Source organism: Pseudomonas sp. PHC1 (genome assembly GCF_046487845.1).
GTDB lineage: Bacteria > Pseudomonadota > Gammaproteobacteria > Pseudomonadales > Pseudomonadaceae > Aquipseudomonas > Aquipseudomonas sputi.
Map to the genome: position 1 here is coordinate 43,425 of NZ_JBJXHJ010000009.1, position 23,022 is coordinate 66,446.

The 23,022-nt window shown below is 64.6% G+C and carries 2 protein-coding genes (1 of these 2 cut by a window edge); both read right to left on the reverse strand.

The window, feature by feature from the left end; genetic code table 11:
• The gene (locus ACKJSM_RS14580; RefSeq protein WP_410238067.1) at positions 1-15,060 is read right to left on the reverse strand and encodes a non-ribosomal peptide synthase/polyketide synthase; all 15,060 of its coding nucleotides are present in this window, start codon (positions 15,058-15,060) and stop codon (positions 1-3) included.
• Positions 15,060-23,022, reverse strand: the 3' portion of a protein-coding gene (locus tag ACKJSM_RS14585) for a non-ribosomal peptide synthase/polyketide synthase (protein WP_410238068.1). Its footprint extends 4,448 nt past the window's final position; 7,963 of the gene's 12,411 nt are visible here — the last part of the coding sequence; the start codon falls outside the window, past its right edge; it ends in the stop codon at positions 15,060-15,062. The genes ACKJSM_RS14580 and ACKJSM_RS14585 overlap by 1 nt, the downstream gene beginning before the upstream one ends.

Below are 23,022 nucleotides of genomic sequence, written 5' to 3' on the forward strand. Positions count from 1 at the left end.
TCAGGACATGGCTACTGATTCAACGATCTCGCCGAGCATTTCTTCAGCCTCGGACAGGAAAGTTTCATCCCGCGGGATCTGGAAGTGCCCGCAATCGAGCCATTCACCGCCCATGCCCGGTTGTTCGAGTTGCGCCGCCAGTTCGGCCGCCTCCTCTTCCCGGCCCAGCGTCCACCAGCAGACCGGCTGCACCGCCAGCGGCGGACAGCGGTCGAGCTGCAGCGACAACTGTTTGAGCCGGCGCGCCACGCTGAACACATGGGCCAGTTCATCGGCCCCCAGCGCGACGTAGGTCGACGTCCCGGACTCGGTGCCCATCGCGGCGTTGAACACTGCACGCAGGTTCTGTGCTGTTTCCTCGCCGTCGATGGCCACGTTGGCAGCATCCGGCAGGGTGACCCGCAGGAAGTCGCGCAAGTCGGCTCGCCAGTCATCCACAACACCGGCATTGATCGCCGCCGAGGCCACGAAACTGTCCACCAGGCCGACGAACTGCACCTGCTGCCCTTCCCGCTCAAGCTGCGCCGCCATGAGCATCGCCAGCGTCCCGCCGAGCGACCAGCCCAACAGGTGATACGGCCCCTGCGGTTGTTTCTCGCGAATCTGCGTCACGTAATCACTCGCCATGCTTTCCAGCGACGTATCGCTGAAGGCCGGGTCAAGCAACATCCGCGACTGGATCGCCAGCACCTGGCGCTGACCGCTCAGACGACGGGCCAATGGCTCGTAGTCAAACACCGTGCCGAAGCCGGCATGGATGCAGAACAACGGCGCCCGGCCCTTGACCTCGGCATTCATCGCCAGCAGACCGGAAGCTTTCTCGGCAGCGCCCTGAACACTGGCCACCAGTTCGGCGATGCTCGGTTTCTGCATCAGGTCGCGCAGTTTCAGGCTCAGGCCCTGGGACTTGAGCACACGGCTGCGAGCGACCACCTGCAGGCTGAGGATCGAGTCGCCGCCCAGTTCGAAGAAGTTGTCGGTGAGGCCGACGCGTTCGATCTTCAGCACCTCCTGCCAGATTTTCGCCAGGGCTTTTTCCAGCTCGGTGCGCGGCGCCACGTAATCCTGACGCTGTTCGGCGTCCGGATCCGGCAAGGCCTTGCGATCGAGTTTGCCGTTCGGCGTCAGCGGCATGCGCTCGAGCAACATCAGGTGCGCAGGCACCATGTAGTCCGGCAGACTGGCCTTGAGCTGTTCGCGCAGGCGTTCGCACAGACCGTCTACCGATGCGTCGGCACTGGCCAGCACATAACCAAGCAGTTGTTTGCCACTGACGCCCTCGCGAGCGACCACGGCTGCATCGCGCACGCCCGGTTGTTGCTTGAGGCGCGCTTCGACTTCGCCCAGTTCGATACGGAAACCCCGGATCTTCACCTGATGGTCGATCCGCCCAAGGTAGTCGACCGTACCGTCGGCGCGCTGGCGCACCAGGTCGCCGGTGCGATACAGGCGGCTGCCATCGGCGCTGAACGGGTTGGCCACGAAGCGCTCGGCGGTGCCACCGGCGCGTCCCAGATAACCACGGGCCAGCGCGCCACCCAGGTACAACTCACCGGCAATACCGACCGGCAGACGGTTGAGATCGCTGTCGAGCACGTAACCGCTGCGCTCACCGACCACGCTGCCGATCGGTGCGTAGGCGGCGCCGCAGACATCCTCGACACCGGCCTTCCAGATCAGCGGCGTGACCACGGTTTCGGTCGGCCCATAGCCGTTGATGATGTACTGCGGTTTCAGCGCACGCTTGGCCAGCTCGAAACTCGCCACCGGCACCGCATCGCCGCCGAAGCAATAGATCCGCACCGGCGGTGGGTTGCCGTGTTGCTCGGCGTGCTCGGCCAGTTGTTGCAGGTACACCGGCGGGAACGCCGCCACGGTCACGCCGTGTTGATGCATGGCGTTGAAGGTCTGCTCGGCAGTCCACAGGCTGTCGTCACGGATCAGCAGGCGTGCGCCGTGAGTCAGGGTGGTCAGCCAGCGCTCGTGGGCGCCGTCGAACGCGAACGACATGAAGTGCAGTTCGCAATCGGCTTCGCTCATTTCATAACGCTGACCGATCGCCTCGCAGTGCATCGCCAGCGGCCCGTGAGCCACACCGACGCCTTTGGGCAACCCGCTGGAACCGGAGGTGTAGATCACGTACGCGAGGTTGCCCGGTTCGACCGAAACCTGCGGCGCAGTGTCCGGCCGGGCGCTGAGGTCCAGTTGATCCAGTTCCAGCACATGCAGGTTGTCCTGCGGCGGCATCACCTGACGCAGGCTCGAATCGCTGAGCAGCAACGCGATCCCGGAATCGCGCATCAGGTAACTCAAACGCTCGCGAGGATAGGTCGCGTCCAGCGGCACGTAGGCACCGCCGGCCTTGAGCACCGCCAACAGCGCGACAATCATGTTTTCACTGCGCGGCAACGCCACGCCGACTCGCACTTCCGGGCCGACGCCTTCGGCGATCAGCGCATGGGCCAAACGATTGGCCCGGGCCTCGATCTGACCGTAGCTGAATGCCTGATCGTTGAAGACCACGGCAGTCTGCTCGCGGCGCTGTGCGGCCCACTGACCGATGCGCTGATGCACCGCCAGCGCGGGTGGCTGCACGGCAACCACCGTCGAATCCGCGACCTGCGCAGTCGGCAGGCCGATACGGCCCAGCGGTTGCGCAGCGTCCTCGGTGAGCGCGGTCAGCAGCCCTTCCATATTGCTGCGGATGCCTTCCACGGTCGCCCGGTCGAAATGCTCGCGCAGGAACATGTACTCGATCACCAAGCCTTCTTCGAGCGTGACCATCAGGTCCATCGGGAAGTTGGTCAGGCCGGCGCTGGCGCTCTCGCCGAACTTGAGCGAGTCGTCGCGCCACTCACGCAGCGCCTGATCGATCGGATGGTTCTCGAACACGATGATGCTGTCGAACAGCGACTGCCCGGTACGCCCGGCCCAACGCTGAACGTCGGACAGCGGCGTGTATTCGCGCTCGCGCATTTCCAGGTTGAAGTCCTGCAGGTCGCGCAACCAGTCACCGACCGCTTGTTCGGCCGGTACGTCCTTGATCACCGGCAAGGTGTTGATGAACAGGCCGAGGATCGATTCCGACGCCGGCAGGCTCGCCGGACGCCCCGCCACCGTGGCACCGAACGCCACGCAGCGCTGGCCGCTGTAACGGCTCAGCAGCATCAGCCACGCGCCCTGCACCAGCGTGTTGAGGGTGATCTGCTGGGACTGGGCGAAGGCTTTGAGCTGTTCGGTGCGGGTTTCGCCCAGACGGCTGTACAGCGCTTCGTGACCGCGACCTTCGCCGCTGCGGGCAACCGCATCAGCCAGATACGTCGGCTCGTCGAGCAGGCTCAGGTGTTCGCGCCAGAATCCTTCGCTGGCGCTGGCATCCTGCTGTTGCAGCCAGTTGATGTAGCGACGGTATGGCACCGCTTCGGCGAGCGGCTGGCCGGAATACTGGCTCAGCACTTCACCGATCAACTGCGAACTGCTCCAGCCGTCGATCAGGAGGTGGTGATAAGTCCAGATCAGCTGATGGCTGCCCTCGCCCACTTGCACCAGCGTCAGGCGTTGCAGCGGCGGACGGTCGAGGTCGAAACCCTTGGCCCGTTCGCTGGCGGCCAGTGCCTGCAAGGCTTGTTCCGAGTGATCCTGATCGCGCCAGTCGAGCAGGCTGACCGGCAGCTGCGGATCGGCGAGCACGAATTGCAGCGGCTCGGCCATGTCCTGCCAGAGAAAACCGGTGCGCAGAATGTCGTGACGACGGCTCACCGCTTCCCATGCCGCCTTGAAGCGCGCCGGCTCCAGGCCCTGCACCGGTATGCTCACCTGGTTGATGTAGAGGTCGGCTTCCGGCGAGTTCAAACCGAGGAACAGCATGCCCTGCTGCATCGGCGACAAGCGGTACAACCCGTCCAGTTGCCCTTCCGGCAGAGGCAGCTCGGCAATCTGCGCCTCGCTCAGACCGTGCAACGGCAGGTCGATCAGCGCGGCCACCGGAGCCTGAGTGCCTTCGGTCGCCTGGGCACGCACGGCCAGCTGCTGAATGGTCGGCTGCTGGAACAGGTCTTTCGGGCTCAACTCGATGCCTTGCTGACGGGCGCGGCTGACCACCTGGATCGAGACGATCGAATCGCCGCCCAACGCAAAGAAACTGTCGGTGGTGCTGATCCGCTCAAGGCCCAGCACGTCTTTCCAGATGTCCACCAGCGTCTGTTCGATGGCGCTGGCCGGCTCGACGTGTTGCTGCGCAGCCGAGAACGCCAGCGCCGGCAGACGCTTGCGGTCGAGCTTGCCGTTGGGGCTCAGGGGCATCTGCGCCAGCCACATCCGGTGCGCCGGCACCATGTAATCCGGCAGGCTCGCGCCCAGCCAGGTCGACAGGCTGTCGTGCAGTTCATTGCGCGCGGCATCGCTGGCGTCGACAGTCGCCGGATCACTTGGCACCAGGTACGCCACCAGTTGCTGGCTGCCCAGCACGTCCCGGGCCACCACCACCGCTTCGCGCACGGCGGCGTGTTCCATCAGGCGCGCTTCGATTTCGCCCAGCTCGATCCGCAGACCGCGCAATTTGACCTGGTGGTCGATGCGCCCGACGTACTCGATCACGCCGTCGGCGCGGTAGCGCGCCAGGTCGCCGGTGCGGTACATCCGCTCACCGGCCGCGAACGGGTTGGCGACGAACCGCTCGGCGCTCAGCCCCGGGCGACGCTGATAACCACGGGCCAGGCCGACACCGCCGAGGTACAACTCACCCGCCACACCCACCGGCAGCGGATTGAGGCCGCTGTCGAGAATGAAGGTCGACAGATTGGCAATCGGCTGACCGATCGGCACGCCGTCGCGACCTTCGTCGCGGCAGGTCCAGTGGGTCACGTCGATCGCGGCTTCGGTCGGACCGTACAGGTTGAACAGACCGGCCTGCGGCAGTTTGGCGAACACCTGCACCTGCGCATCCACCGGCAGCGCTTCACCGCTGCAGACGATGCGCTTCAGACCGGCGCAGCTCGATACGCTGGCGTCCTGCAGGAAGGCCTGCAGCATCGACGGCACGAAGTGCAGCGTGGTGACGCGTTCGGCGTTGATCAGCGCGATCAGTTTCGCCGGATCGCGGTGATCGCCCGGTGCCGCGACCACCAGTCGGGCACCGGTCATCAGCGGCCAGAAGAACTCCCACACCGACACGTCGAAGCTGAACGGGGTTTTCTGCAACACCGTGTCGCTGGCGTCCAGACCATAGGCCTGCTGCATCCACATCAGGCGGTTGGTCAGGGCACGATGGGCGTTGCCGGCGCCTTTCGGCATACCGGTGGAGCCGGAGGTGTAGATCACGTAGGCCAGGTTGCTGGCGTCGTATTCGACCTGCGGATTGTGCGTCGGCCACTCGGCGAAGTCCGCACCGGACGGTTCCAGGCACAGGGTCTGTACGCCGTCGGGAACCGGCAGGCTGGCCAGCAGGTGCGGCTGGGTCAGCAACTGGTCGATGCCGCTGTCGGCGATCATGTAGCTCAGGCGATCGCGCGGGTATTCCGGGTCCAGCGGCACGTAGGCGCCGCCGGCCTTGAGGATTGCCAGCAGGCCGATGACCATTTCCAGGCTGCGCTCGACCGCAATCCCCACCAGTACATCCGGGCCGACCCCACGGGCGATCAAGCCATGGGCCAACTGGTTGGCGCGGGCATTGAGTTGCGCGTAGCTCAGGGTCTGGCCGGCGAACACCAGCGCCGGCGCGTCCGGGGTGCGCAGGGCCTGGGTTTCGATCAGCGTGTGTACGCCCTGCTCCAGCGGATAGTCGATGCCGGTGGCGTTCCACTGCTCGACCATCAAACGGCGGTCGGCGGTGTCGAGCAAGTCCAGCGCGCCGAGCATGGCATCGCCCGACTGCAGCATTTGCTGCAACAGGTTTTGCAGTTGCGCGCTCAACTGCACGATCACCGAATCGGTGAACTGCCCGCGCTGGTAGCTGTAGTGCAGCGACAGTTCATCGCTGACGTTCACCGCCAGGGTCAGCGGGTAGTTGGTCTGCTCGTGGTTGTTGACCTCGCCGAAGCGCAATTCCTGCGGCGCACCCTCTTCCAGGGCCTGGGACACGGGATAGTTCTCGAACACCAGAATGTTGTCGAACAGCGCTTCACCGCTCTGCCCGGCCCAGCGCTGGATGTCGAACAGCGGCGTGTGTTCGTGTTCACGCAGGCCGATGTTTTGCGCCTGGACGCTCTGCAACCACTGGCCGACGCTGTATTCCGAACGCGGGCTGGCGATCACCGGCAAGGTGTTAATGAACAGGCCGATCTGCTGCTCGACGCCTTTGAGCTCGGTCGGACGACCGGCCACGGTGGCGCCGAATGCCACGCTTTCCTGACCGGTCAGGCGCTGCAACAGCAGCAGCCATGCGGCCTGGATCAGGGTGTTGAGGGTGACCTTCTGCTGCCGGGCGAATTCGCCCAGGCGTCGAGTCTGTTCGGCGTCGATAAACACGTAACGCTGGCCATGACCTTCACGCGGCTCGTCGCTGCGCTGGGCCTGAATCGCCTGGGCCAGACGGGTCGGTTCCTGCAGATTGGCCAGTTGCGCAGTCCAGTAATGCTCGCTGACCTTGACGTCCTGGCGTTGCAGCCATTCGATGTAGTCACGATAACGCCCGGTCAGTGCCGGCAGAGTCTCACCGGCATAGCGCTGGAGGACTTCGCCGAGCAACTGCGAGTTGCTCCAGCCGTCCATCAGGATGTGGTGGTTGGTGTAGATCAGGTGGCAACGCTGATCGTCCAGACGCACCACGACCATGCGCAGCAGCGGGCCGTGGCTCAGGTCGAAACCCTGTGCCTGCTCGCTGACGGCCAACTGATCCAGGGTTGCCGGATCGGCGTGGCGTTCACGCCAGTCGAGCACGCTGAACGGCATTTCCAGCTGCTTGTGCACCACTTGCACCGGGCGCGCCACCTGGCCTTGCCAGACGAAACGGGTGCGCAGGATGTCGTGGTTGTCCACCGCCGCTTGCCAGGCTTGCTGGAAGCGCTGCGGGTCGAGGCCTTCGACGTCCAGGCGAACCTGGTTGATGTAGTCGCCGGACGCCTGCTCGTAAAGACTGTGGAACAGCATGCCCTGCTGCATTGCCGACAGCGGATAGATGTCGGCAATCTGCGCAGCCGGCAGCGACAGGCTGTCGAGTTGTGCCTGGGTCAGGCCCGCCAGCGGGAAGTCCGACGGGGTCAGGCCTTCCACGCCCGGCGTCAGGCAGTGTGCGATCAGCGCGCTAAGTTCATCGGCGTAGTCGCGGGCCAGCGCTTCAATGGTGGCGCTGTCGAAACGCTCTTGGCTGAAGGTCCAGCCGACGCTCAATTCGCCGCCATACACCTGACCGTTCAAGGTCAACCAGTTACCCAGCGGCGCGTCCGGGCTCTGTTCCAGACCGGCATTGTCCGGCGCCGGCGCGAACAGCGCGCCGTCATCGGCTTCGAAACTGCCATCGAACTGGCCGAGGTAGTTGAAGGTGATGCGCGGGGTCGGCAACGCCCGCAGGCAGCTTTGCGCATCGGCATCACCGAGGTGACGCAGCGCTCCGAAACCGATGCCCTTGTTCGGGATCGAGCGCAGTTGTTCCTTGATCCGCTTGATCGATTCGCCCGCGTCTTCGGCCGGAGTCAGGCGCACCGGAAACAGGCTGGTGAACCAACCCACGGTGCGAGTCAGGTCAACGCCGTCGAACAGCTCTTCGCGACCGTGACCTTCCAGTTGAATCAGGGTAGACGGCTGCCCGCTCCAGCGCCCGATCACCCGGGCCAGCGCGGTCAGCAGCAGGTCGTTGACCTGGGTGCGATAGGCCGCCGGGGCTTCCTGCAGCAGTTGCCGGGTCAGGTCCGCATTGAGGCGGGTCTGCACGGTTTGCGCCAGACGGTTGTGCTGGCCGGCGTCGAGACGTTTGCACGGCAGATCGGTGCTGACATCGCTCAGGCAGGCCTGCCAGTACGCCAGCTCTTCCTGCAACGCCGGACCGTTGGCGTAGCGCTGCAAGTGTTCGCTCCAGTCCTTGAAGGCACTGGTCTTGGTCGGCAGGTTCGGGGCTTGACCGTCGATGGCTTGCTGATACGCGGTTTGCAGGTCTTCCAGCAGAATCCGCCACGACACGCCGTCCACCGCCAGGTGATGGATTACCAGCAACAGGCGTTGGCTGCCATCGGCCAGATCGACCAGCACCGCCCGCAGCAACGGGCCGTTTTGCAAGTCGAGGCTGCGCTGGGCGCGGTTGCCCAAGGCTTCAAGATCCGCGATATCGGCAATGGTTTCGTGCCAGAGCAGGTCTTGCGGCAAGGCGTCGACCGCCAGGTGCTCGGCCAGCCAGACGTTGCCCTGCTGGCTGAAACTCAGGCGCAAGGCATCGTGATGGATGACCAGCGCACGCAACGCTTGCTCGACCTTTTCGCCCGCCAGTGGCTGACGTGGCTTGAGCAGCACCGACTGGTTCCAGTGGTGACGCTCGGGGATTTCATCCTCAAAGAACTGCTGCTGAATCGGCAGCAACAACGCCGGGCCAGTAACCGGTTGCTGATCGATGCTCGATTCGCTGTCGCCGAGCTGCGCGACCCGCGCCAGCTGCTGCACGGTCTGGTGCTGGAACAAGTCTTTGGGGTTCAGACGGATACCGGCCTGACGGGCGCGGCTGACCACTTGAATCGAGATGATCGAATCGCCGCCCAACTCGAAGAAGTTGTCGTTCAGACCGACCTGCGGCAGCTTCAGCACGTCCTGCCAGATCTCGGCCAGCCGCTGTTCCAGTTCACTTTGCGGTGCCTGATAGGCCTGCTGCGCCTGACGCGCGTCCGGCGACGGCAAGGCACTGCGGTTGAGTTTGCCGTTGGCGGTCAATGGCAATTGTTCGAGCAGCAACAGGTGCGCCGGGATCATGTGATCCGGCAGGTTTTCCTTGAGCGCGGCCCGCACGTTGTCGCGCCACTGGCCCTGTACGGCAGCGCCGGCGGCAAGCAAGGCAGCCTCGCTCGGCACCAGGTACGCCACCAGTTGCTGACCACTGAGGCCCGGTTGCGCCAGCACTACGGCCTGGCGCACGGCGGCCTGTTCGAGCAACTGCGCTTCGATCTCGCCGAGTTCGATGCGAAAGCCGCGAATCTTCACCTGATGGTCGATCCGCCCGATGTATTCGATCACCCCGTCGGCGCGATAACGCGCCAGGTCACCGGTGCGGTACAGACGCCCGCCATCGGCCGCAAACGGATCGGGAATGAAGCGCAGCGTGGTCAGGTCCGGACGATTCAGATAACCCCGGGCCAGACCGGCGCGACCGACGTACAGCTCGCCGATGCAACCCTTGGCGACCGGGTTCAGGTCGCCGTCGAGCAAATACCACGACAGGTCCGGAATCGGCTCGCCGATCGGGCTGCTGGCATCGCGTTGCAGGTCGGCCAGGGAGATCGGGCGCCAGGTCACGTGGACCGTGGTTTCGGTGATGCCGTACATGTTGATCAGTTGCGGGGCCTGATCGCCGAAGCGCTCGAACCACGGGCGCAGGCTCTTGACCTCCAGCGCCTCGCCGCCGAACACCACGTAACGCAGGGCCGGTTGCGGCGCCGCGTGTTCCGGGGCGCAGGCCACTTGCATCAATTGCTTGAACGCCGACGGCGTCTGGTTGAGGACGGTGATCCCTTCACGGCACAGCAAGGCGTAGAAATCTTCCGGCGAACGGCTGGTCTCGTACGGCACCACCACCAGTTTGCCGCCGTACAGCAGCGCACCGAAGATCTCCCACACCGAGAAGTCGAACGCGTAGGAATGGAACAGGCTCCAGACATCCTGCGGGCCGAAATCGAACCAGGCATCGGTGGCCTTGAACAGCCGCAGCACGTTGTGATGGGCGAGCAAGGTGCCTTTTGGCTGACCGGTGGAACCGGAGGTGTAGATCACGTAAGCCAGGTTGTCCGGGCTCATGGACACCTGCGGGTTGCTGTCGCTGTAGCCTTCGAGGCCGTCGCGCTCCTGATCGAGCATCACGCTGCGCACCGAGTCCGGCACTGGCAGACGGCCGAGCAGATGACTCTGGGTCAACAGCAGAGCGATGCCGCTGTCACCGATCATGTAGGCCAGACGGTCTTCCGGATAGGTCGGGTCAAGCGGCACATAGGCGCCGCCGGCCTTGAGAATCGCCAGCAGGCCGACCAGCATTTCCAGGCTGCGCTCCACCGCCAGACCGACGCGCACGTCCGGCCCGACACCGCTGGCCATCAGCTTGTGGGCCAACTGGTTGGCGCGGCTGTTGAGCTCGCCATAGCTCAGGCTCTGTTCGCCATAGGTTACGGCCACCGCTTGCGGCGCACGCGCAGCCTGCGCTTCGATCAATTGATGCAGGCACGCCTCGCTCGGGAAATCGGCCACGGCCGGGTTCCATTGCAACAACGTGGCCTGACGTTCGGCCGCGTCCTGCAACGGCAGCTCGGCGATTCGCCGGGCGCAATCGGCGACGATGCCGCGTAGCAGATTCGTCCAGTGCTGCGCCAGGCGCTGCATGGTCACCGCGTCGAACAGGTCGGTGGCGTAGGTCAGTTCGGCCCAGACGTTGTCCGCCGATTCGAAGGTGTCCAGGGTCAAGTCGAACTGCGCGGTGTGCGACACCCAGCTCAGGCCTTCGATCTCGATTTTCGGCAGTCGTGTCGCGCCTTTGGCCTGACGGGCCTGACTCTGGTGGTTGTGCAGCACCTGGAACAGCGGGCTGTGGCTCAGGCTGCGCTCCGGTTGCAGCGCATCGACCAGTTGCTCGAACGGCAGGTCCTGATGGGCCTGAGCGCCGAGCACGGTGTTTTTCACTTGCTGCAGCAGGCTGCGGAAACTCTGCTGACTGTCGAACTCGGCCTTCAACACCTGAGTGTTGACGAAGAAACCGATCAGGCCTTCAGTCTCGACCCTATTGCGGTTGGCTACCGGCACGCCAACCCGAATGTCGGCCTGGCCGCTGTAGCGGTGCAACAGGGTCTGGAACGACGCCAGCAGCAGCGCGAACAGGGTGACGTTTTCCCGTTGTGCAACCTGCTTGAGGCCGGCGGCCAGTTCGGCGCTCAGCGGGATGTCCTGACGCGCGCCCCGGTAGCTTTGCTCCGGCGGACGCGGACGGTCGGTCGGCAGCTCCAGCAACGGCTGATCGCCATCGCCCAGTTGCGCAGTCCAGTAACTCAATTGACGCTCGCGCTCACCGGCGTCCATCCACTGACGCTGCCACACGGCGTAGTCGGCGTATTGCACCGGCAATGTCGGCAACTGCGCGGCCTTGCCTTCACTGTGCGCGGCATACAACGCCACCAGCTCGTTGACCATGATCCCCATCGACCAGCCATCGGACACGATGTGGTGCAAGGTGATGATCAGCGCGTGGTCATCGGCGGCCAGACGCAGCAGTTTGACCCGCAGCAGTGGGCCTTTCTGCAAGTCAAACAGGTGCAGGGTTTCGGCAGCGACCAGGGCTTGCAGCTCGGATTCGTCGATTTCTCGGTCGATGCTTTCGACGGCGATGTCCAGCGCTGCCTGAGCCTGGATCACTTGCAGGGTCTGGCCCTGCTCCTCGACAAAGCAGGTGCGCAGGGATTCGTGGCGGGCGATCAGCGCGTCGAAGCTGCGCTGCAAGGCTGGCAGGTCCAGTTCGCCGCGCAGGCGCAGTGCGGCCGGCACGTGGTAGGCGGTGCTGGTCGGTTCCAGTTGCCAGAGGAACCACTGACGTTCCTGAGCGTAGGACAGCGTCAGCGGTTGCAGACGCGGCAGCGCCACGATCGGCGGCTCCTGCTGCACCTGCTCCACCCCGAGGGCGGCGACGAAATCCACCAGCGTGCTGTGTTCGAACAAGGTGCGCAGCGGCACCTGCACGTTGAGCGCCTGACGCACCCGGGAAACGACCTGGGTCACCAGCAGCGAATGGCCGCCGAGTTCGAAGAAGTTGTCGCCCAGCCCCACCTGCTCCAGTTTCAGCACCGCTTGCCAGATGTCGGCGACGGTGTGCTGGGTGGCGGTCTGCGGCGCGATGTAGGTCGATTGCCACTGGCTGGTGTCGGGCGCCGGCAAGGCCTTGCGGTCGACTTTGCCGTTGGGGGTCAGCGGCAGTTGCGCAAGGAACAACAGGTGCGCCGGCACCATGTATTCCGGCAATTCAGCCTTGAGGCTGGCCTTGAGCGCAGTGCGCAATGCGGCTTCGCCATCGGAATCCAGCACCTCGCCGGACGTCGGCACCACGTAGCCCACCAGTTGCGGGCCGGTCGGGCCGTCCTGGGCGACGACCACGGTTTCGCGCACGCTGTCGAGCGCCAGCAGGCGCGCTTCGATTTCGCCCAGCTCGATACGGAAACCACGGATTTTCACCTGATGGTCGATCCGCCCGATGTATTCGATCACGCCTTCGGCGCGGTAACGGGTCAGGTCACCGGTGCGATACAGGCGCTCGCCAGCGCTCGAGAACGGGTCCGGTACAAAGCGTTCGGCGGTCAGCGCAGGACGCTGGAAATAACCCCGCGCCAGGCCTTCGCCACCGATCAACAATTCGCCCGGCGCGCCGAGCGGATTGAGTTCCAGATCACTGCCAAGAATGTACAGCGCGGTGTTGTCGATCGGTTTACCGAGGAAGGGACGGCTGTTGTCCACGCTCAGCGGATGCAGCGCCGACCAGATCGTGGTTTCGGTGGGGCCGTAAAGGTTCCAGACCTTCGGCGAGCGCGCCAGCATGCGTTGCGCCAGTTCTCGGGGCAGCGCTTCACCGCCACACAGGAAAGTGCGGCCGTCTAGAATCGCGGCGTGCTCGTTGTCCAGCAGCATGCGCCAGCTCGAAGGCGTGGCTTGCAGCAGAGTCACGCCGTGGCGGTCGATCAGTTCGAGCACCGCTTGCGGGTCCTGGTGCACGTCCTTGCCGGTCAGCACCACGGCAGCGCCGGCCAGCAACGGGCCGTAGATTTCCAGGCCGAAAATATCGAACGAGAACGTGGTCAGCGACAGCATGCGATCAGCGGCGGCGATGCCCGGTTGCTCAACCATGCTCGCGACAAAGTTGCTCAGGGCGGCGTGGTGGACCATCACGCCTTTAGGCTTGCCGGTCGAGCCGGAGGTGTAAATCGTGTAGGCCAGATGATCGCCGTTCACGGCCACGTCAGGCGCGGTGGTCGGGTACGCCGCCAGCCAGTCCTGCGGCTGATCCAGCAGCACTGTGGCAAGGCCGGCCGGGATCGGCAGCCGCGTCTGCAAATGCGCTTGGGTCAGCAGCCATTCGATGCCGCTGTCCTCGATCATGTAGGCCAGACGGTCTTGCGGATACGCCGGGTCCAGCGGCACATACGCGCCGCCGGCCTTGAGGATCGCCAGCAGGCCGACGATCATTTCGACGCTGCGCTCGACCGCGATGCCGACCAGTCGATCCGGGCCTACACCCAGCTCGACCAGCTTGTGCGCGAGCTGGTTGGCGCGGGCATTCAGCTGGCCGTAAGTCAGCCGGTCTTCGCCGATGATCAACGCGATGGCGTCAGGCGTTTGCCCGGCCTGCAAGGCGATGCGTTGCTGCACGCACGGCGCCGACGCGGCGTGAGCGACCACGCTTTTCCAGTCCTGCAACAGCACTTGCTGTTCGCTGGTTTCCAGCAGCGGCAGTTCGCCGACACGCTGATTCGGCGCAGCGACGATGCCGTGCAGCAGGTTCAGCCAGTGGCGCGCCAGGCGCTCGATGGTTTCGGGCTTGAACAGGTCGGTGGCGTAAGTCAGTTCCGCCGCCACGCCTTCGCTGGATTCGTAGGTGCCGAGGGTCAGGTCGAACTGTGCGGTGCGGCCCTCCCAGACAATGTCCTCGACGCTCAGTTGCGGCAGTTGCACCTGGCTCTGACGCTGGGTCTGGTCGTTGACCGCCTGGTGGTTGTACATCACCTGGAACACCGGGCTGTGGCTCAGGCTGCGCTCCGGTTGCAGGGCTTCGATCAGTTGCTCGAACGGCAGATCCTGATGGGCCTGGGCCGCCATCGCCGATTGCTTGACCTGAGCCAGCAGTTGATTGAACGGCAGTTGCCCGTGGACGTCCGCGCTCAGCACCTGAGTGTTGACGAAGAAGCCGATCAGGCCTTCGGTCTCCACCCGGTTGCGGTTGGCGGTCGGTACGCCGACGCGGATCTGCGACTGGCCGCTGTAGCGGTGCAGCAAGGCCTGGAACGACGCCAGCAGCACCATGAACAAGCTCGCGCCTTCGCGCTGGGCCAGTTGCCTGAGGGCATCGCCCAGCGCCGCCGGCAGGTTCAGATCCAGACGCGCACCACGGAAGCTCTGCACCGCCGGGCGCGGATGATCGATCGGCAATTCCAGCACCGGCTGTTCGCCGCCGAGGGTGTCGATCCAGTATTTCAGCTGCCGCTCACGCTCGCCGGCCTCCAGCCAGTGACGTTGCCAGATCGCGTAGTCGGCGTATTGCACGTCCAGCGGCGGCAGGCTCAGGGACTGGCCGCCGGTGTCGGCGGCGTAATGCTGGATCAGCTCGCCGACCAGCACTTGCATCGACCAGCCATCGGAAATGATGTGGTGCTGGATCAGCGCCAGCACGTGATCGTCTTCACCGACCTTGAGCAATGACACTCGCAGAAGCGGGCCCTGTTGCAGGTTGAACGGGCGCGCGGTTTCGTGTTCGACGAAAGCCTTGATCGCGGCGTCGGCGTCCAGACCGGGCACCAGCGTCTCGACCGTGATGCTCAGCGGCATCTGCGCGTGAACCTGCTGACAGAAGGTTTCACCCTGTTCGACGAACGTGGTGCGCAGGCTTTCGTGGCGGGCGACCACCGCGTTGAAACTGCGCTCCAGCGCCGCGACATCCAGCCGCCCCTTCAAACGCAGGGCGCTGGGAATGTGATACGCGGTGCTGTGCGGGTCCATCTGCCACAGGAACAACTGACGTTCCTGGGCGTAGGACAGCGGGATCGCCTCGAAGCTTGAGCGAGTTTCCGGAATCGGCAGGTTGGCCGGCGAGACGCCCTCTTCGAGCATCTTTTCCAGGTAGAGCTTACGTTTGTCCAGCGGCAGAGTGATAAAGCGCTTGGCAATCCTCAAAGCAACACTCGTGTCCATCAGAACTCCTCCATATCGTCAAGCAGGGCTTCCAGCTTGTTCAGTTTCTGTTCGTTGATTGCCCCGCCTCCTGTATCGAGTCGAGCGACAAAGTCGCCCAGGACGGGGTGCTGGAATAGCAGTTGCGGCGTCAGCGTCAGGCCCAGTTCCAGGGCGATGCGCGACACGACATTGACCGCCAGCAGCGAGTGCCCGCCGAGTTCGAAGAAGTGATCGTTCAGACCGATGCGTTCCACGGTGAGCACTTGCTGCCAGATTGCCGCGACCTGTTGCGCAAGCTCCGACTGCGGCGCGACATACGCGGCCTGCATCTGGCTGGCATCCACCGCCGGCAGCGCCTTGCGGTCGAGCTTGCCGTTGGGGGTCAGGGGCAACTGCTCAAGGAACAGCAGGTGCGCGGGAATCATGTAGTCAGGTAACGAAGACTTGAGGCCAGTCTTTAGTCCGTCGCGCCGTTGGCGCTGCGCTTCAGCGTCGTACACATCCAGTTGCGGAGCGACCACGTAGGCCACCAACTGCGCGCCACCCTCGGCCTCAACGGCCAGTACGGCCGCCTCACTGATGCCCGGTTGCGCCAGCAGTCGCGCCTCGATTTCGCCCAGTTCGATACGGAAACCACGGATTTTCACCTGATGGTCGATCCGCCCCATGTACTCCAGTTCGCCGTCCTCGCGCTGACGAATCAGGTCGCCGGTGCGGTAGAGACGCTCGCCGTTGCGGGCGAACGGGTTGGGCACAAACTTCTCGGCGGTCATCGCCGCTTTGCCCAGGTAACCGCGGGTGACCCCGGCGCCCGACAGGTACAACTCGGCCGACACACCGTGCGGCACCGCCTGCAGATCGGTATCGAGCAAGTGGCTGCTGGAGTGCTCCAGCGCCCGGCCGATGCGCGCCTGACCACCGGCGGTGCGGCGGGTCCAGGTCGAGTAAGTGGTGTCTTCCGACGGGCCGTACAGGTCGTAGACATGCTCGATAGTCGGCTGCTGATAGAGCGCGTCCACCAGTCCCTGCTTGAGCGGTTCGCCCGCCAGGTTGATGATCCGCACACCCGGCGGAATCTGCCCGGCGCGCTGCAATGCGTTGATCGCCGACGGCACGGTGTTGATCAGGCGCACCTGATCCCGGGCCGGCAGTTGCGGCAGTTCCAGCGCGTTGCGGGCGATGATCAGCGAGCCGCCGTTGGCCAGGGTCACAAACAGCTCCCACACCGACAGGTCGAAACACACCGAGGTCGAGGCCAACACGCCTTGAATGTCTTCGCGGCGGTAGACCCTGGCCGACCAGTCGATCAGCGCCATGACGTTGCGATGAGCAATCGCCACGCCTTTCGGCTTGCCGGTGGAACCGGAGGTGTAGATCACGTAGGCGAGGTTGTCCGGGGTCACGGCGGTTTGCGGTGCCTGAACCGGATGGCCACCCAGTTCTACTTGATCCAGCAGCAACACTTGCGTGTCGGACGGCACGGTCAGTGCTGCCGCCAGCGCTTGCTCCGTCAGCAACACTCGCGCACGGCTGTCTTCGAGCATGTAGGCGACTCGGTCGGCCGGGTAATCCGGGTCCAGCGGCACGTAGGCGCCACCGGCCTTGAGCACCGCCAGCAGTGCAATCAGCAACTGCTCGGAACGCGGCAGCGCCACGCCCACCCGCACTTCCGGGCCGACGCCCAGTTCGATCAATTTGTGCGCCAGGCGATTGGCCCGGGCGTCCAGTTCGGCGTAGGTCAGTTGCGTGTCGGCGAAGGTCACGGCCCGTGCATCCGGGGTCGCGGCGACCTGACGGGCGATGCCTTGATGGATGCACAGGTCGGTGACGAAATCAGTGTGAACCGGCGGCGTCTCGATCAGACGCAATTGGCTGAGCGAACGCTCACCCGCCTCGGTCATCTGCTCAAGCAAATGCTGCAGGTGCGCGCCCAGTTGCGCCACGCTGACATCGGCGAAGCTGTCGCGCTGGTAGCTGAAATGCACAGACAACTCGGCACCCAGATGCACCAGCAGGGTCAACGGATAGTTGGTCTGTTCGTGGTTTGCCACCGGACCGAATCGCAGGCCCTGCGGCGCGCCTTGCTCCAGCGCTTCGGCAATCGGGTAGTTCTCGAACACCATCAGGCTGTCGAACAGCGCGTCACCGCCCTGCCCGGCCCAGCGCTGAATCTGCGCCAGCGGCGTGTGTTCGAATTCGCGCAGCGCCAGGTTCTGCGCCTGCACGCCCTGCAGCCAACCGGCCAGGCTCTGCTGCGCTTGTGGCGCGGCGATTACCGGCAAGGTGTTGATGAACAGGCCGACCTGCTGCTCGGCCCCCGGCAGATCCGTCGGACGCCCGGCGACGGTGGCGCCGAACGCCACGCAATCCTTGCCGGTGTAGCGCTGCAACAGCAGCAGCCACGCGGCTTGCACCAGGGTGTTGACGGTGACTTTCGAGGCCCGGGCGAACTCGCCCAGACGCTGAGTCAGGCTGGCATCGAGCACCTGGAAATGATCGCCATAACCGACGCTCGGCAAACCGGCATTCGGCCGCGCGATGGCATCGGCCAGACGCGTCGGCTCCTGCAGGTTGTTCAGCGCCGCCAGCCAGAAGGCTTCCGCGGTCGCGGCGTCCTGGCGCTGCAGCCAGGCGATGTAATCGCGGTAGCGCCCGGTCGGACGCGGCACCGCTGCGCCGCTGTAATGCTGCAACACTTCGCCGAGCAACTGCGCGCTGCTCCAGCCGTCCATCAGGATGTGATGGTTGGTGTAGATCAGGTGATGACGGTGTTCAGCGATGCGCACCAGCACCAGACGCAGCAACGGTGCGCGGGTCAGGTCGAGGCCTTGGGCACGCTCTTGGTCGGCGAGTTTTTTCAGCGCGGCATCAAGATCGGTCTGACCGTTCCAGTCGAGGACGCGAAACGGCACGTCGAGCTGACGCTGCACCACTTGCAGCGGCTGCGCCAGATCGCCCTGCCAGACGAAACCGGTGCGCAGGATGTCATGGGCATCCACCACCGCTTGCCACGCGGCACGGAACCGCTGCGGGTCGACGCCATCGACGTCCAGACGCATCTGGTTGATGTAGTCGCCGCTGCCATGTTCGAGCAGGGTGTGGAACAGCATGCCCTGCTGCATCGGCGACAGCGGGTAGATATCGTCGATGGCTTGCGGTTGCGGGGCGAGCACATCCAGTTGCGCTTGAGTCAGCTGCGCCAGCGGGAAGTCCGACGGGGTCACGCCACGGTGGGCGCTGTCGCAGCAATGGGCGATCAGCGCGGTGAGTTCTTGCAGGTAATCGTCGGCCAGACGCTGGATGGTCGCCGGTTCGAACATCTCGCGGCTGAAGGTCCAGCTCAGGTCCAGCTCGCCGTTGAACACCTTGCCGTCGAGGGCCAGCGGGCTGCCCAACGGGCCTTGCATATTCACTTCTTCGCCGCCGGATTCGCTGGTCGGCACGAACAGCGCTTCATCGCCGGCATCGAAACTGCCGTCGAACTGGCCCAGATAGTTGAAGGTCAGGCGCGGCGTCGGCAGCGCTTGCAGGGTGGCCCGGGCATGGTCATCGCCCAGGTGCGCGAGGGCACCGAAGCCGATGCCTTTGTTCGGGATCGCCCGCAGTTGTTCCTTGATTTGTTTCAGCGAGGCGCCGAGGTCAGCGAGCGGAGTCAGTTTTGCCGGGAACAGGCTGGTGAACCAGCCCACGGTGCGGGTCAGGTCGACGTGCTCGAACAGGTCTTCACGACCATGGCCTTCCAGTTGCACCAGCACATTGTCGTCGCCGGTCCAGCGCACCATCACCCGCGCCAGCGCGGTCAGCAGCAGATCGTTGACCTGGGTGCGATAGGCCGCCGGGGCCTCTTGCAGCAGTTGGCGGGTCAAAGTCTTGTCCAGCGGCGTGCGGATTGCCAGTGCCTGGCAATGCTGCTGGTCACCGTGCGGGTTGTCGTACGGCAATGCGTTCGACGCGCCTTGCAGTTGTTGCTGCCAGAAGCCCAGCTCGGCTTGCAGCGGCGCACTGCCGGCGTAGTCCTGCAACGCTTCAGTCCAGGCTTTCACCGCACTGGTCTTGGCCGGCAGTTGCACGGCGCCCCCCGACTGGATCTGCCGGTAAGCACTTTGCAAGTCTTCGAACAGAATCCGCCACGACACGCCATCCACCACCAGGTGATGAACCACCAGCAACAGACGCTGGCTGCCATCGGCCAGGTTCGCCAGCACTGCACGGATCAGCGAACCGCCGCTCAGTTGCAGGCTGCGTTGGGCCTGGTTGCCGAGCACTTCAAGGGCCGCCAGATCGGCGACCTCGACTTGCCACAACACCGTTTCACCGGCCTGGGTTTCGACGTCGCGGTACTGCGCCGTCCAGCCCTGCGTTTGTTCGGTAAAGTCCAGGCGCAGGCTGTCGTGATGCACGAGCAGCGCATCCAGGGCTTGCTCCAGAACGGACGCATCCAACGGCTGAGCAGTCTTGAGCATCACCGACTGGTTCCAGTGATGACGGTCGGGAATCGGCTGGGCGAAGAACCATTGATGAATCGGCAGCAACGCCGTTTCACCGGTCACCGGTCGCTGATCGATCGGCTGCACCGGCTCACCGCTCTGCACTACATTGGCCAGCGCCTGAATGGTCTGGTGCTGGAACAGGTCTTTCGGGGTAAAGCGCAGCCCGGCCTGACGGGCGCGGCTGACCACCTGGATCGAGATGATCGAATCGCCGCCCAGCTCGAAGAAATTGTCGGTCAGACCGACGCGCTCCAGCTTCAGCACGTCCTGCCAGATCGTTGCCAGTTGCTGCTCCAGTGCGCTTTGCGGCGCCACGTAGGTTTGCTGCAATTGGCTGACGTCAGGCTTGGGCAGGTTCTTGCGATCGAGTTTGCCGTTCGGCGTCAGCGGCATGCGCTCAAGGGTCAGCACGTAGGCCGGGACCATGTGCGCCGGCAAGCTGGCCTTGAGTTGCGCCCGCAATTGCTCGGCGAAATCCGCCTGTTTTGAGTCACCAACCACGTACGCCACCAGCCGTTTGCTGCCGGCGCTTTCCTGGGCCACGACCACCGCTTCGCGCACGCCGTCGAGGGCTTGCAGGCTGGCTTCGATTTCACCCAGTTCGATGCGGAAACCACGGATCTTCACCTGGTTGTCGATGCGTTCCAGGTAGTCGAAAGTGCCGTCGGTGCGCTGGCGCACCAGGTCGCCGGTGCGGTACAGCACGCCACCGGTTGCGCTGAACGGGTCCGCGACAAAACGCTCGGCGGTCATCCCCGGACGATTCAGGTAACCACGGGCCACGCCGCTGCCACCCAGGTACAGCTCGCCGGCCATGCCTTGGGGCAACAGGTTCAGATCGGCATCGAGGACGTAGGCGCTGCGGTCGCCGATACGGCTGCCGATCGGTGCATACGCGGCGCCGCACGGCACATCGCGACCGGCCTTCCAGATCAGCGGCGTCACCACGGTTTCGGTCGGGCCGTAGCCGTTGATGATGTATTGCGGGTTCAGCGCGCGCTTGACCCGTTCGAAACTCGCATTCGGCACCGCGTCGCCGCCGAAGCAGTAGATGCGTACCTGCGGCGGATTGCCCACGCGTTCGGCGTGTTCGGCGAGTTGTTGCAGGTACACCGGCGGGAACGCGACCACGGTCACGCCGTGCTCGATCATCGCGTTGTAGGTCTGCTCCGGCGTCCACAGGCTGTCGTCGCGGATCAGCAGCGAGCCACCGTGGGTCAGGCTGGTCAGCCAGCGTTCATGGGCGCCGTCGAAGGCGAACGACATGAAGTGGAATTCGCAATCGCTGTCGCGCATTTCATAGCGCTCACCGATGGCCAGGCAGTGCATCGCCAGCGGCCCGTGGGTGACGCTGACGCCTTTCGGATTGCCGGTGGAACCGGAGGTGTAGATCACGTAGGCCAGATTGTCCGGATCGATCGCCACCACCGGTGCCTGCACCGAATGGCCGCTGAGGTCGAGGCGGTCCAGGTCCAGCACGCTCATGGCGTCGTCGATCGGCAGTTGCGCCGACACGCGGGAATCGGTCAGCAACAGCGCCAGACCGGAGTCCTGCATCAGATACGCCAGACGCTCACGCGGGTAGCTGGTGTCCAGCGGCACATAGGCGCCGCCGGCCTTGAGCACCGCCAGCAAGGCGACGATCAGGCCCTCGCCGCGCGGCATCGCCACGCCGACCCGCACTTCGGCGCGCACGCCACGGGCCACCAGTTCATGGGCCAGACGGTTGGCCCGGGCATCCAGTTCGCCGTAGCTGTAATGCTTGCCATCGAAAATGACCGCCGTGCGATCAGGCTGCTGTGCAGCCAATCGGGCGAAGCGCTGGTGCACGGCGATATCGGTCGGGTACGCCTGCGGATGGTTCTGCGCCTGTTGCCGCGCATGTTCGTCGGCCGTGGCCAGGGCGATTTCACCGAGACGACGCTCGGCGGATTCGGCGAACTGCTCCAGCAAGTGCAACAACTGCGCGCTCAGGCGCTCGACCGTGGCGACGCTGAAATGCGCCTGGTCGAAGCTCATGTGCAGCGCCAGGGTTTCACCCAGCGTCACGCCGAGGGTCAGCGGATAGTGGGTCTGATCCTGGTTGGCGACTTCGCCGAACACCACGCCCTGGGCGGTGCCATGCTGCAGCGCCTCGGAAATCGGGAAGTTCTCGAACACCAGCAGCGTGTCGAACAGCGACTCGCCGCCCTGCCCGGCCCAGCGCTGAATGCTCGCCAACGGCGTGTGTTCGAACTCGCGCAGCGACAGGTTCTGCGCCTGCACCGCCGCCAGCCACGCGGCCACGGTCTGGTCCGGCCGACTGCCGGCGATCACCGGCAAGGTGTTGATGAACAGACCGACCTGCTGCTCGATGCCCACCAGTTCCGCCGGACGCCCGGCCACGGTGGTGCCAAACGCCACGCAGGCGCTGCCGGTGTAACGCTGCAACAGCAACAGCCACGCGGCTTGCACCAACGTGTTGACGGTGACTTTCTGTTCACGGGCAAACGCGTTCAAACGACGAGTGCGCGAAGCATCGAGGTCGTAGTGCTTGAGCAGATGACCAACCTCGCTGCGCACTTCGCCACCGCCGGCCGCGGCTTGCGCCAGCACGGTCGGCTCGTGGAAGTCCGCCAGTTGTTGCAGCCAGAATGCTTCGCTGACCGCCGCGTCCTGACGCTGCAGCCACTGGATGTAATCCGAGTAACGGCTGACCGGACGCGGTGGTTGCTGGCCGACATAACGCTGCAGGACTTCGCCGAGCATCTGCGCGCTGCTCCAGCCGTCCATCAGGATGTGGTGGTTGGTGAAGATCAAGTGATGACGCTGGTCGCTGATACGGATCAGGGTCACGCGCAGCAGCCCGGCCCGGGTCAGGTCGAACCCTTCGGCCAGATCGGCGACGGTGAAATCCTTGAGGGCCTGGGCGATGTCGCTGCGCTCACGCCAGTCGAGCAGCGTGTACGGCAGCGCCAGTTGGCGATGGATGATTTGCAGTTGTTCCTGCAATTGGCCCTGCCAGATGAAGCCGCTGCGCAGGATGTCGTGAGCGTCCATGGTCGCTTGCCACGCCGCACGGAAACGCTCGGGATCAAGGCCGTCGACATCGACGCACAACTGGTTGATGTAAGTGCCGGTGCCCTGCTCGTACAAGGTGTGGAACAGCATGCCCTGCTGCATCGGCGACAGCGGATAAATGTCTTCGATGTCGGCGGCCGGCACCGGGATCGCGTCCAGTTGTGCCTGATCGATGTGCGCCAGCGGGAAGTCCGACGGCGTCACGCCCATCGAATCCGCGTCGCAGCAATGGCTGATCAACGCCTGCAGTTCACGTTCGTAGTCTTCCGCCAGACGGGCGATGGTCGCTTCGTTGAATTGCTCGCGGCTGAAGGTCCAGCGCAGGTCGAGTTCGCCGTCATAGACCTGGCCTTCGACACCCAGCCAGTTGTCCAGCGGCGCGTCGAGGCTTTGCTCCAGCCCGGCGCTTTCACCGGCCGGGCTGAACAGC